Annotated in this window: 12 protein-coding genes; 3 read left to right on the plus strand and 9 right to left on the minus strand. The window is 70.8% G+C overall.

The annotated features are described in order from the left end of the window. Positions 1–101: 101 nt before the first annotated feature. The 6 genes from FGX59_RS27995 to FGX59_RS28020 form a co-directional block, all read right to left on the minus strand. Positions 102–1,535, minus strand: a complete 1,434-nt coding sequence (locus FGX59_RS27995; RefSeq protein WP_138470567.1) for a CoA transferase — start codon at positions 1,533–1,535, stop codon at positions 102–104. Between the two features lie 119 nt (positions 1,536–1,654). After that, positions 1,655–2,356 carry an ABC transporter ATP-binding protein gene (locus FGX59_RS28000; RefSeq protein WP_138470568.1) on the minus strand — a complete coding sequence of 234 codons (702 nt, stop codon included), beginning with the start codon at positions 2,354–2,356 and terminating at the stop codon, positions 1,655–1,657. Then, on the minus strand, positions 2,343–3,071 hold the full coding sequence (locus FGX59_RS28005; protein ID WP_138470570.1) for an ABC transporter ATP-binding protein: 729 nt from the start codon (positions 3,069–3,071) through the stop codon (positions 2,343–2,345). The genes FGX59_RS28000 and FGX59_RS28005 overlap by 14 nt, the downstream gene beginning before the upstream one ends. Continuing rightward, a complete protein-coding gene (locus FGX59_RS28010; RefSeq protein ID WP_138470572.1) occupies positions 3,064–4,050 on the minus strand; it encodes a branched-chain amino acid ABC transporter permease in 987 nt (328 codons plus the stop codon). Before FGX59_RS28010 ends, FGX59_RS28005 begins: the two co-directional genes overlap by 8 nt. Beyond that, positions 4,047–4,925, minus strand: a complete 879-nt coding sequence (locus tag FGX59_RS28015) for a branched-chain amino acid ABC transporter permease (RefSeq protein ID WP_138470574.1) — start codon at positions 4,923–4,925, stop codon at positions 4,047–4,049. Before FGX59_RS28015 ends, FGX59_RS28010 begins: the two co-directional genes overlap by 4 nt. A gap of 10 nt (positions 4,926–4,935) precedes the next feature. After that, positions 4,936–6,144, minus strand: a complete 1,209-nt coding sequence (locus FGX59_RS28020; protein WP_138470576.1) for an ABC transporter substrate-binding protein — start codon at positions 6,142–6,144, stop codon at positions 4,936–4,938. A 217-nt stretch (positions 6,145–6,361) separates the two neighbouring features. Here FGX59_RS28020 and FGX59_RS28025 point away from each other — a divergent pair, with 217 nt between their 5' ends. Both FGX59_RS28025 and FGX59_RS28030 read left to right on the plus strand, forming a co-directional pair. Further along, positions 6,362–7,246 carry a LysR family transcriptional regulator gene (locus FGX59_RS28025; protein ID WP_171060867.1) on the plus strand — a complete coding sequence of 295 codons (885 nt, stop codon included), beginning with the start codon at positions 6,362–6,364 and terminating at the stop codon, positions 7,244–7,246. Positions 7,247–7,270: 24 nt separating this feature from the next. Continuing rightward, entirely contained in the window at positions 7,271–7,900 is a 630-nt protein-coding gene (locus FGX59_RS28030; protein ID WP_138470580.1) for a glutathione S-transferase family protein, read from the plus strand. A gap of 4 nt (positions 7,901–7,904) precedes the next feature. On the opposite strand, the gene FGX59_RS28035 is transcribed toward FGX59_RS28030, so the two are convergent. Beyond that, positions 7,905–8,948 carry a carbon-nitrogen hydrolase family protein gene (locus FGX59_RS28035; protein WP_206078455.1) on the minus strand — a complete coding sequence of 348 codons (1,044 nt, stop codon included), beginning with the start codon at positions 8,946–8,948 and terminating at the stop codon, positions 7,905–7,907. A gap of 185 nt (positions 8,949–9,133) precedes the next feature. On the opposite strand from FGX59_RS28035, the gene FGX59_RS28040 reads away from it, so the two are divergent. Next, positions 9,134–10,087 carry a LysR family transcriptional regulator gene (locus tag FGX59_RS28040; RefSeq protein WP_138470582.1) on the plus strand — a complete coding sequence of 318 codons (954 nt, stop codon included), beginning with the start codon at positions 9,134–9,136 and terminating at the stop codon, positions 10,085–10,087. 38 nt (positions 10,088–10,125) lie between these two features. Here the strand turns inward: FGX59_RS28040 and FGX59_RS28045 are convergent, their stop codons facing one another. Next, entirely contained in the window at positions 10,126–11,640 is a 1,515-nt protein-coding gene (locus FGX59_RS28045) for a sodium:solute symporter (protein WP_138470584.1), read from the minus strand. Then, positions 11,637–11,972 (minus strand): hypothetical protein, encoded by a 336-nt coding sequence (locus tag FGX59_RS28050; protein ID WP_138470587.1) that lies wholly within the window; start codon positions 11,970–11,972, stop codon positions 11,637–11,639. Before FGX59_RS28050 ends, FGX59_RS28045 begins: the two co-directional genes overlap by 4 nt. Between the last annotated feature and the right edge of the window lie 348 nt (positions 11,973–12,320).

The raw sequence follows: 12,320 nt of genomic DNA on the forward strand, positions 1-12,320 counted from the left end.
ATTGAAGAGCGTGACCTCGTAGGCATCGGGCGCCAGCGAGAACAGCTCCTCCAGAGCCCGCCCCGACGCCATCCCGGCGCCGATGATCACTAGCTTCTCGGTCATGCCATGGCCTCCGCGCGCCAGGCCGCCGCATGCTGCCCCGGCGCGGGCGGCGGCGAGGCCCAGCGGCAGGGCGTCTGCGCCATCCCGAGCGCCGGAGACAGGGTGCGCAGATCGCCCCAGGGCGTGCCCGGCACCTCGGTCATCCAGGCCACGGCCTCTGCGGCGGAGGGCGCGCCCGCCGCCCCGGCGAAGCCCTCTGTGCGGCCGCGCCGCAGCAGGAACATCGCCGCCTGGCAGAGCGAGACCTGCACCCGGTAGCTGCCGCCCTCGCGCGCGCGCCGCGCCAGGGCCAGCATCGTGCCATAGGCCGCCAGGTAGCCCGCGAGGAAGTCGCAGACGAAGACCGGCATCAGCTGCGGATGGCCCGCGCCGCTGCCCTGCCCGTGCACATGGGCCAGCCCGGTCACCGCCTGCGCCACCTGGTCCCAGCCCGCGCGGCCGCCGAAAGGGCCGCCCGAGCCGAAGCAGTTGACCGAGACATGGACGATCCCCGGGCGCAGGGCCGCCAGATCGGCCGTGCCGAAGCCGCGCGCCGCCAGACGGCCGGGGCGGTAGCCCTCGAGGAAGACATCGGCGCCGCGGACGAGTTCCTTCAGCCGCGCCGCCTCCTCCGCCCGGCCGAGATCTAGGAAGGCGCTGCGCTTGCCGTGGCTCGTGTCGCGGAAGAAGGCCGGGACCTGCGGCAGATGCGCGGCAGTGACGGCCAGCACCTCGGCGCCATGCTCGGCCAGGGCGAGCCCGGCGGTCGGCCCGGCGATGATCCGCGTCAGGTCGAGCACCCGCAGGCCGCCGAGCGGCGCGGCGGCAGGCGGCAGCGGCTCGGGCGCGCTTTCGGCGATCTTCTCCACCTCGACGACCGGGCGCGCGGCCAGATAGGCGCCCTGCGGATGGGCCAGCCAGTCTTCCGGCGAGCGGACCATGCCGCCGCAGCCATGGACCGCGGCGACGCTGTCCTCCAGCTCCGCCGCGCCGCGCCCGGCAATGGCGGCCGAGAGGCTCTCCACCGTGCTGTCGCAGCCGAGCACGCCGAGCACCCGCGCCTCCAGATGCGGCAGGTTGGTATGGGGCAGGAACCAGCCGCCCCCGGCCGCGGGCCAGCACTGGGTCATCTCGATCATGTGGGCGATCTCGGGCGCGGCGGGGATGCCGTGATAGCCCCCGTCGGGCCTGCGCCGCTGGGTCAGCGAGGTGCCGTAGAGCGAGCAGGCGGCGGCATGGCGGCAATCGACGGAGATCTGCTGGCGCGGATGTCCGCGCAGCGCCCAGAGGTCATTGGCGGCGACGCCGCGCGCGGCCAGCGCCAGCGCGGTCGCCTCGCCGATCCTGAGCGGCGTCGGATAGAACGGATCGCCCCCCGTCAGCGCCAACTCGCCCTCCGCCAGCGGCGCGCCGCCGCGGATCGCCATGAGTTCGTCGAACCCGGTTGTCATATGCGGTTCCGTGAGGCCCATCGGGCTGCTCCCAAGTCATGTTGATTGCGGACGGGGCCGGGCTGCCGCCCCCGCCTGGGCCCCGTCGCGGGGGCGGTCCTTGCCGGCAAGAGGCGCGCTCAGACGCCCAGATAGGCCTCGCGGAAGCGCGGATCGCGGGTGATCTGCGCCATCGGCCCGGCCAGCGCCACGCGGCCCTCCTCCAGCAGCAGCCCCTCGCGGATCGCGGGCAGGTCGGCGGGCAGGTTCTGCTCGACCAGGAGAACCGAGATGCCGGTCTTGAGGATCCGCGAGATCGCGGCATGGACCTCGCGCACCATCAAGGGCGCCAGCCCGTGGCTGGGCTCGTCGAGCAGGAGCAGCGAGGGCCGCAGCATCAGCGCGCGGCAGATGGCAACCATCTGCTGCTCGCCGCCCGAGAGCGATCCCGCCATCTGCAGCCGCCGTTCGCGCAGCCGCGGAAAGAGGTGGTAGCATTCGTCGAGATCGGACTGCGCCACCTGGCGGCGGCGGGTCCAGGCGCCGCAGAGCAGGTTCTCCTCCACCGCCATGCCGCCGAAGACATGCCGCCCCTCCGGCACCTGGGCGATGCCGAGGGCGGCGCGGGCATGGGCGGGCAGGCCCGAGATCTCCTCGCCGCGGAAGCGGATCCGCCCCGAGACATGCGGAAGCTGGCCGCTGATCGCCCGCAGGAGCGAGGTCTTCCCGGCCGTGTTCGGCCCGAAGACCGCCAGCGCGGCGCCCTCGGCCAGCTCCAGCGACACGCCCGACAGCACCGGGCGCGGGCCGTAGCCGCCGGTCAGATCCTCAATGCAGAGCATGGTCTTCTCCCAGATAGGCCGACAGCACCAGCGGATCGCGGGACACCTCGGCGGGGGTGCCGTCGGCGATCAGCTCGCCGAAATTCAGCACCAGGATGCGTTCGCAGAGGCCCATGATGGCGCGCATGTGGTGCTCGACGATGACGAAGCTGATGCCCTCGCGGGCGCGCAGGTCGCGGATCTGGGCGATCACCGCCTCCATCTCCTGCGGCGTCAGCGCCGCCATCACCTCGTCGAGGAGCAGCACCTTCGGCCGCGTCGCCAGCGCCCGGGCGATCTCGGCCAGCGCCTTTTCCGGGAAGGTCAGGTCGCCCACCGCGGCGCGGCGGCGATGCGCCAGCCCGACCCGCGCCAGGCAGTCCGCGGCCCGCTCGCGCGCCTCGGCCAGGCTGCCATGGACCACCCCCGGCACGACGATGTTGTCGATCAGCGGCATCGAGTCGAAAAGCGCGGTGTTCTGGAAGGTCTTGGTCATCCCGGCGCGCACGATCCGGTTCGGCGCCGCGCCGGTCATGTCCTGCCCAGAGAGCCGCACCCGGCCGGTGGCGGGCTTCACGAGCCCCACGAGCGTCGAGAAGAGCGTCGTCTTGCCCGCGCCGTTCGGTCCGATCAGCCCGGCGATCTCGCCCGCGCCGAGGCCGAAAGTGACCCCCGAGAGCGCGCGCAATCCGCCGAAGGAGACGCCGAGATCCTCGGCCTTGAGTAGCTCAGGCATTGCGTTTCCTCCATTTGAGCCAGCCCGGACGGACCCCCCCGGGCGCGGGCAGCAGCGACACGATCCCCGCCGGGCGCCACAGCACCGTGGCGATCAGCAGGCTGCCGACCAGCAAGGGCGTCACCCCCGGCGGCAGCGCCGAGAAGCGGCTGCGCGCGGTCTCCTCGAGCACGACCAGCACGACGGCGCCCCAGAGCGGCCCCGAAAGCGTCGCCAGGCCGCCGATGATCGCCACCAGCGCCATGCGCACCGAGATCGAGAGCGGGCTGAAGATGCTGTCGGGATCGAAGAAGTACATGAACTGCGCGAAGACCGTGCCGCAGAGCGCCGAGAGCGCGGCCGAGATGGCGAAGCCCGCGATCTTGACCCGGACGGCGGAGACCCCCGAGAGCTCGGCGGCGTCCTCGTTCTCGCGGATCGCCCGCAGCATGTAGCCCAGCCGGCTGCGCGAGATCAGCGCGAAGAGGCCGAAGACCAGGGCGAAGAGCGCGCCGATCACCGGCAGGTAGCCGCCGCTCTGCGAGAACTGCATCATCGCCGGGGAGTTGCCCATGTAGGGCACCGAGATGCCCTGCGGCCCGCCGGTGATGCCGATGCTGTTGGCGATGACGCGGCAGGCCTCGGCGAAGGCCAGCGTGGCGAGCGCCAGGTAGTGCCCGCGCAGCCGCACCGTCGGCAGCGCCAGCAGCATCGCCGCCGCCACCGCCAGGACCATGCCGATCCACATGCCGATCCAGGGGCTCAGCCCGGCCTCGACCTGCAGGATGGTCGAGGCATAGGCGCCGATCCCGAAGAAGGCCGCATGGCCCAGCGAGATCTGCGCGGCCAGCCCGCCCATGATGTTCCAGCTCTGCGCCATCGCCGCCGTCAGGAAGACCAGGCAGAGGATGCGCATCGCGTAGCCGCCCGGATCGAGCGCCAGCCCCGCCGCCGCCAGCACCGCCAGCGCGCAGAGGATGAAGGTGAGGTCGCGTTTCATGCCCGCTTGCCTCCGAGAAGCCCGTTCGGGCGGAAATAGAGCAGTGCCAGGAACAGCACGAAGAGCGTCAGGTTCTGCATCTGGATCGGCGCGTAGAGCCCGCTGAGCGACTGGATCACCCCCGCCGCCAGCCCGCCGGCCAGCGCGCCCGCGGCATTGCCGAGCCCGCCCAGCACCACCACCAGGAACATGATGACCACGTATTGCGCCCCCGCCGTCGGCGAGACGCTGGAATAGGGCAGGATCACGCCGCCGCCGAAGGCCGACATGCCGGTGCCGATGCCGAAGGCCGCCATGTGGACCAGCCGCGTGTTGATGCCGCTCAGCTCGGCCGCCATCCGGTCCTGCGCGGTGGCGCGGATCGCGCGGCCCAGCCAGCTGCGCATCATCACCAGCCACATCAGCCCCGCGCCCAGAAGCGCGGCGACGAAGGCGTAGAGATAGGGCGCCGAGACGAAGAGCGGCCCCAGCCGGTAGGCGGTGGTCTGGTAGGGCGTCAGCACCGAGCGGTAGTCGCTGCCGAAGAGCAGGAGCGCGCCGTTCTCCAGCACCATCATCAGCCCGACGGTCAGGAAGATCTGCGCCGCGCCGGTGGATTTCATTACCGGCCGGATCAGGCTGGCTTCCACCGCCGCGCCGAGCGCGAAGCCCGCGGCAAAGGAGATCACCGCGCCGAGAAGCGGGTCGATCCCCAGCGCGTGCCACAGGAACCAGGCGACATACATGCCGATCATGGTGAATTCCGCCTGGGCGAAATTGACCACGTTCAGCGTGCCGAAGATGAGCGTCAGGCCGATGGCGATCACGCCATAGACCCCGCCCAGGAGCAGGCCGTCGAGCACGGCCTGCAGGAACTGGAGGAGTTCGGGAAGCACGGTCCGGTCCTCACTCGCCCAGTTCGGCCGGGCCGCGGGCCAGCTCCGGCGGATAGACCGTCACCAGATCCTCGCCCTGCCACTGCACGAAGACCGGCACCGCCTTGACGTTCAGCCCGGTGCCGTCGAATTCCGGACAGCCGCCGGGCATGCCCGCCACGAAGCCCTCGCAGTAGTCGTTCGCCGCGATCTCGTCGCGGATCGCCTGCGGATCGGTGGTCCCGGCATCCGAGATCGCGTCGGCCATCAGCTCCAGCGCGGCGGCATAGCTCTGCGCCTCCTGGGTCATGAATTCGCCATAGGTGTCGAAATAGGCCTCGGCCTCTTCCGGCACGAGGTCGTAATTCGTCGGAGAGATGGAGAAGACGCCCTCGGCCAGATCGCCCAGCCCGCGCTGGAAGTCGGGGATCACGTAGCCCGCCGCGCCGCCGATCGTCGGCATGTCGAGCCCCTGCTGGCGCATGCCGCGGATGATCATCAGGCTGTCATTGAGATAGGAGACCGGGAAGACCAGATCGGGCGCGGCCGCGCGCAGCCGGTTCACCAGCGGGGTGACATCGGTGATGCCCAGCGGATAGGCCTCGTCGACCACGACCTCCACCCCGGCGGCCTCGGCCGCGGCGCGCAGCCCCGCCGCCTGCGAGGTGCCGTAGGCGGTGTCCTCGTAGAGGATCGCCACCTTCTCGACCGGCGCCTCGGGGCGGTCGAGAAGCTCGAGCGCGAAGCCGAACTGCGTCTCGCCGAAGACGCTGCCCGGCGGCGTGATCTGGAAGATGTTGCGGTAGCCGCGCCCGGTGATCTTGTCGGAGAAGGCATGGGTGATCCAGGGAACGCCCGCCCGCTCGGTCACTTCGGAGCCGGCGATGGTGATCGAGCTGACGAAGGAGCCGATCACGCCGACGACCTTGTCCTGCATCACCAGCCGCTGCACCGCCGAGCCGGCCGCGTTCGGGGTGGGCACATCGGCATAGACCAGTTCCAGCCGGGCGCCGCCCAGCCCCTTGATCCCGCCCGCGGCATTGATGCCCTGCAGCGCCAGCTCGATGCCGTTGCGGCTGGTGGCGCCGAATTTCGCATTCGCCCCGCTCAGCGGCAGGACCACGCCGACCTTGACGGTTCCGGGGGTCTCCGCAGCTGCGGCGGCAGCCGCGGCCGCCAGCAGAGGCGCGGAGAGAAGAAGACGGCGCAGGCGCGCCCGGGGGGAGGAGGTTCCGGTCATGTGCATTCCCTGTTTCTGGTTCTCCGCCCGCGGCGGCGTCCCGGCCCGGAACCGGCGGCAGAGACGCGCCCTGCCCGTTCCGCAGCCACGCCAGCCTGTTTTCCGGGCGGTTGCAGGGAAATGTCTAAGGCGGCCCGCCCATCCGCAGAAACGATTATGCAAGATGCAAGCGATCTGCTTTTGGAATGGTAGACGGCATGGACGGCGAGGACAGGGCATGGAACTGCGCGACCTGATGATATTCGACACAGTGGCCGAGCTGGGCGGCGTGACCCGCGCCTCGGGCCAGCTCAACATGGTGCAGTCCAACGTGACCAACCGGATCAAGGCGCTGGAGCATGCGATCGGCACGCAGCTTTTCGTGCGCAAGCGCACCGGGATGGAGCTGACCGATACCGGCGCGGCGCTGCGCCCCTACGTGTCGCGGATCTCGGCGCTGGTGCGCGAGGCGGAACATGTGGTGCGCGATGTCTCGCGCGAGCCATCGGGGACGCTCCGGATCGGCTCGATGGAGACGACGATGGCGATCCGGCTGCCGAAGGTGCTGGTCGCCTACCGCGCCCAGTGCCCCAAGGTCGCGCTGGAGATCGGCACCGGCCCGACCCGGCAGATGGTGGAGCAGGTGCTTGACGGGCGGCTCGACTGCGCGCTGGTGGCCGGGCCGGTCTCGGAGCCCGCGCTCAGCGAGGAAACCGTGCTGCGCGAGGAGCTGGTGATGGTCACCGCCCGCGGCTGGGACACGCTCGAGGCCTATCTGGCCGCCCATCCCGAGCCCACCGCGCTGATGTTCCGCGAGGGCTGCTCCTACCGCGCGCGCTTCCTGCGGGCGCTGTCGGAATGCGCCATCGGCCAGGCGCTGCGGATGGAATTCGGCACGCTCGACGGCATTCTCGGCTGCGTCGAATCCGATATCGGCATGTCGATGGTGCCGCGCTCGGTGGCCGAGGCCGCGGCCAGCCGGCTGAAGATCGACATCCACCGCATGGGCGCCGGGGGCATCTTCGTCGACACGGTGCTGGTGCGCCGCCGCGACGCCTTCGAGACCCGCGCCTTCCGCGCCTTCCGCGACACGCTGCGCGCCGCCTATCCCGCTCCTGTCTGATCCCGTCCCCGAGGAGGACCGCCGATGACCCTGCCCGACCGCCCGATCAAGCTCTACTGGCACGAGAAATCCGGCCATGCCCACCGCGCCCAGCTGATGCTGTCGCTGCTCGGCCTGCCCTGCGAGACCATCCGCATCGACCTGGCCGCCCGCGCGCAGAAGGCGCCGGACTACCTGGCGATCAGCCCCTTCGGGCAGATCCCGGCGATCGAGGATGGCGGCACCGTGCTCTGGGACAGCTGCGCGATCCTGGTCTACCTGGCCAAGCGCTACGGCGGCGACGGCGGCTGGCTGCCCGAGGATCCCGCCGGGGCGGCGGAGGTGCAGCGCTGGCTCTCGGTCGCGGCCGGTCCGCTGGCGGCGGGCCCGGCGGCGGCGCGGCGCGCGGTGGTGTTCCTGCGCAGCGGCGGAGACGAGACCGCCAAGGCCGCCGCCCATGCGCTTCTGGAGGTGGTCGAGGCGGCGCTGGCAGAGCGGGACTATCTGGCCGGCGCGGCCCCCACCATCGCCGATGTGGCGGGCTATACCTATATCGCCCATGCGCCCGAGGGCGGGGTCAGCCTCGACCCCTATCCGGCGATCCGCGCCTGGCTGGCACGGATCGAGGCGCTGCCGGGCTTCACCCCGATGGCGGCGAGCCCGGTCCCGGCCTGAGCACTCAGCCGGAGAGCGCGGCCTCTTCCTCCTCGCGCCGCTCCCGCTCCGCCGGGGCCGGGCGCGGCAGGTCCGAGAAGGTGGCGGGCACCAGCCGCCGCCGGTCGATCTCCAGCCCGAAGATGTCGAAGCGGTTGTAGTAGCCGGTCAGGTCGTGGAACTGCTTCGGCTCGATGCAGTCGGCCAGATCGAGGTCGGCGACGATGACCGCCTCGCGGTCGCGCGCGCTCTCGCCCACGGCCTTGCCCGTCGGGTCGAGGAAGAAGGACTCTGCCTGGTCGGCGCCTTCCAGGATCGCCGCCACGCCCGGATCGCGGCGGACCAGCATCTCCTTGCAGTCATCGCCCAGAAGCGCCGCGCAGACGATGCCGAAGGCCTTGGCCTCGAAGCAGTGCGCCGCCGCGCGGATGCGGTTCGCCGCGAGATTGTCGAAATTGCGCGCGTCGGAGGGCGGCCGGGTCGGCCAGATCGGCGGCCAGCAGGAGATGTGCAGCTCCTCGGCCTGCGCCATCAGCGCGAAGCGCGCCAGCGGGTTGGTGTTCTCGCCGCAGATCAGCCCGCCGACCCGGCCGGTCCGGCCGAGATCGGCCACCTGCAGCCCCGCCCCGTCGCCCGGCGCCCAGACCATCTTCTCGAAGAAGGTCGGCACCAGCTTGCGGTGGTGGACGGCGACGCGGCCGGTCTCGTCGATCAGCAGCGCGCTGTTCCAGATGCCGCCGCAGCTGGCCGGATTGCGCTCGGAGAAGCCGATCCAGACGGCGATCCGGTGGCGCGCCGCCGCCGCGCGGATCTCGGCGATCTCGGGCCCGTCGGCATAGATCGAGGCCTCGACGAATTCCGCATAGAGATCGTGGTTGTAGATCGGCGCCCAGAGCGCCGCCCAGACCGGGAAGCCGGGGATGAAGCTTTCGGGAAAGGCGGCCAGGCTGGCGCCGCGCTCGGCGGCCTCGGCGATCAGCGACACCGCCTTGCGGGTCGTGGCGATCCGGTCGTGGAAGACCGGCGCGGCATGGATGGCGGCCACGCGGACGGGGCGGGACATGGACATTTTCAGGCTCCTTCTCGGGGTCGGCTGCGCCGCCGCCGCGGGGGCGGAGCGGTCGCGATTGTCTGGAATTTGGGCAGTTACCGGCGCTCTGCCGGAAAATCCGGCCGCCGCGGCGGATGGGCGGTTGCAGCATCGGCGGCCAGGCGGCACGTGAGGGGGCGTCGGCGGCAGCCAAGAGGGGCGGAATGACCGCGTTCAACAACCTCAACTGGGACGATATCCGGGTCTTCCTGCTGGTGGCGCGCGCCGGGGCGATCTCCCGCGCGGCGCGGCAGATGGGCATGGACCATTCGACCGTCAGCCGCCGGATCACCCAGTTCGAATACACGCTGGGCGCCAGCGTCTTCGAGCGCAACGCCTCGGGGCTGGTGCTGAACCGGCTGGGCCAGGACCTGCTGGCGCGCGCCGAGGAGATCGAGGCCGGGGTGCTGCGCATGGGCGCCGCGCTCGAGGCGGGCGACCGCGAGGTCTCGGGCACGGTGCGGATCGCGATGATGGAGGGGATCGCCTCGCTCTACCTGTCGCGGCGGCTCCTGCGGCTGACCGAGGCGCATCCGCGGCTGTCGCTGGAAATCGTCACCTCGCCGCAGCATGTCCAGGTCTCGCGCCGCGAGGCGGATCTGTTCCTCAGCTTCTTTCCGGCGGCGGCGAAAAGCGTGCTGTCGCGCAAGATCGGCGAATTCGGCCTGGGGCTCTTCGCCTCGCAGGACTACCTGGACCGGCACGGCACGCCGCGCTGCATCGAGGATCTGCGCGACCACCGCTTCGTCGACTACATCCGCGACCTGATCCATGTCGATCCGGTGCGCTGGCTCGACGACGTGATCGCCGAGCCGCAGGTGGCGATCACCTCCTCCTCGATGATCGCGCAGATGGGCTTCGCCGTCGGCGGCATCGGCATCGTGCTGCTGCCCTATTTCTCGGTCGAGCAGGAAACCCGGCTGGTCCGGGTGCTCGAGGGCGTGACCGACGTGAAACGGGAAGTCTGGCTGACGGTGCATAACGATCTCCGCGGCACGGGCCGCATCCGGGCGGTCGAGCGCTACATCGCGGGGCTGCTCAGAGCGGATCGCGACTATCTGTTCGGACGGGGGCCCTCGACGACCGGCTGCGGGGCACAGCCCGGCGCCGAGGGCTAGGCCGCCGCCGCACAGAGCGGGCGGCAGCGGCCAGGGGCTCAGCGCGGCAGCGCCGGCAGGCCGCGCGCGGCGCGCGGTTCGGGGAAGACGTCGTCGAGATCCTCCTGGAACTCCTTGCGCTTCTTCGCCGCGACCGGCTGGGTGGCGAAGGAGATGCCGTAGAACAGCACCATGCTGACGATCAGCCCCCAGAGCGCCGGCCCGATCGAGCCCGGCAGCGAGACCAGCCCGAACTGCATGGCCAGCATCACGCCCCAGCCGCAGAGCATCGACCAGAAGGCCGCCTCTTCGCTGGCGCGCGGCCAGAAGAGCGCGCCGAGGAGCGGCATCAGGAAGACCAGCGCCATGCCCACGCCGATCGAGGCCAGCGGGATCAGGAGCTGCCGCCCGGCATCGGACAGCGAGAAGAGCACGACCGCGATCACGAAGGCGCCCTCGAAATAGCGGCTGGCCTTCATCTTCTTCGACTGGTCGAGCCGGTCGAAGCTGCCGTAGAGATCCTGGGTGAAGTTCGACGAGGCCGAGATGATCTGGCTGTCGAGGGTCGACATCCCCGCGGCGAAGACCGCCACGACCAGCACCGCGCCCATGACCGGCAGGTACTTGGCGAAGATCATCGGCACCAGCGCGTCGGAAACGAGGCTGGAGGTGTCGCCCAGGTCCATCCCCATCGCCACCATGCCGATCACCGCGCCGGTGAAGGTCACGACGAAGAGCGCGAGGAAGGAGGTGATGACCGAGCCCAGGAGCAGCGTCCGCGGGCTCTCGGCCATGTAGAGCCGCTGCCACAGGTGCGGGGTCAGGATCCAGCCGAAGGTCCACAGGATCAGCAGCGTGACATAGCTGCCCTGGCGGGTGTCGGCGCCGAAGGCCAGCTTGCCCGGCTCCGCGGCGATGGCCGCCTGCCAGCCCGCCTCCCAGCCGCCGGCCCAGTGCACCACCGCGAAGGAGCCGCCGATCAGCAGCGCCGCGAAGATGAAGCCCTGCACCGCGTCGGTCCAGACCACCGCGCGGCTGCCGCCGAAGATCGCGTAGAGCCCGACGCAGATCGCCAGGCCGATGATGCCGGTCTCGTAGGAGATCAGCCCCTCGGAGATCGAGCCGAGCGCCACCGAGATGCCCGAAAGCTGGATCGCGGCATAGGGGAAGAGCACGGCGATGCAGACGAGCCCGGTCAGCAGCCGCAGCCGGCGGCTGTCATTGTAGTAGTGCGCCAGCAGATCCGCCGGGGTGATGAAGCCGAAGCGCTTGCCGAGCGCCCAGACCCGCGGCCCGATGATCATCACCAGCACCGGCCCCATCGAGTTGAAGAAGCCGAAGAGCAGCCAGTCGACGCCCTTGAGGTAGAAGGTGCCCGGCCCGCCGAGGAAGGCGAAGGTGCTGAACCAGGTCGCGAAGAGCGTGCCGACCAGCATGAAGAGATTGGCCTTGCGGCCGACGACGAACCAGTCATCCGCGTCTCCGGCCTTGTTCTGGCGGAAGGCGGCGAAGCCGATGGCAAACATCGCGATCAGGTAGAGGACGATGCCGCCGATGGTCAGCGCGATGGTCATTCGCCCGCCTCCCCGCCGCCGTAATGCGCGTCGAGCACCGCCCAGGCGCGGCCGCGGACCAGGAAGTAGCACAGGCCGAAGACGCAGTTCAGCGTGAAGACCGCATAGCAGTAGAACACGGTCAGCGGCAGGAAGCCCGCCACCATGGCGGTGCCGTTGCCGATGATGTCATAGGCCGGAAGCAGGGCGAGAAGGAAGTTCAGCACCGCCCAGCCGAGGAAGATCTGGCCGGTCGGGCTGCGGGGGATGATGCCGAGAATGGGCATGTGGCCGGGACCGTCATGGCCTGCCGCCATGTCCGGGCTCGCGGCGCTGCGCGCGGTTGTCGTCATGGACCTCTCCTGTTGTTTTGCGTGGCAGCCCCCGGCCGGAGGCCTGCCGGGCCCGGGCGGGCATTGGCCGGTGGCTGCATGTGCAGCATTTCCGGTCCCTGCGCCCGCGGCATCGGGAAATCCTGCACAGGGTTGTGCCGCTGCGCCCGCAGCGCGTCCGCCGCCGGGGTGCCGCCGCCGCGCCATTGAGGGACGGCAGAGGCCCCGCAACCGCAAGCGGAACAGGGGTTTTCGCGCAATCCCGGGACATGTTTCCGGCCGCCCCGGCGGCCGGAGGGCCAAAGGCTCGGCCCCCGGGCGGCAGGGCACGGAAAGTGTCCGCCGCGCGGCGCGGGCGCGGAAAGGGCC

The organism is Poseidonocella sp. HB161398, from assembly GCF_005870025.1.
Lineage (GTDB): Bacteria > Pseudomonadota > Alphaproteobacteria > Rhodobacterales > Rhodobacteraceae > Mangrovicoccus.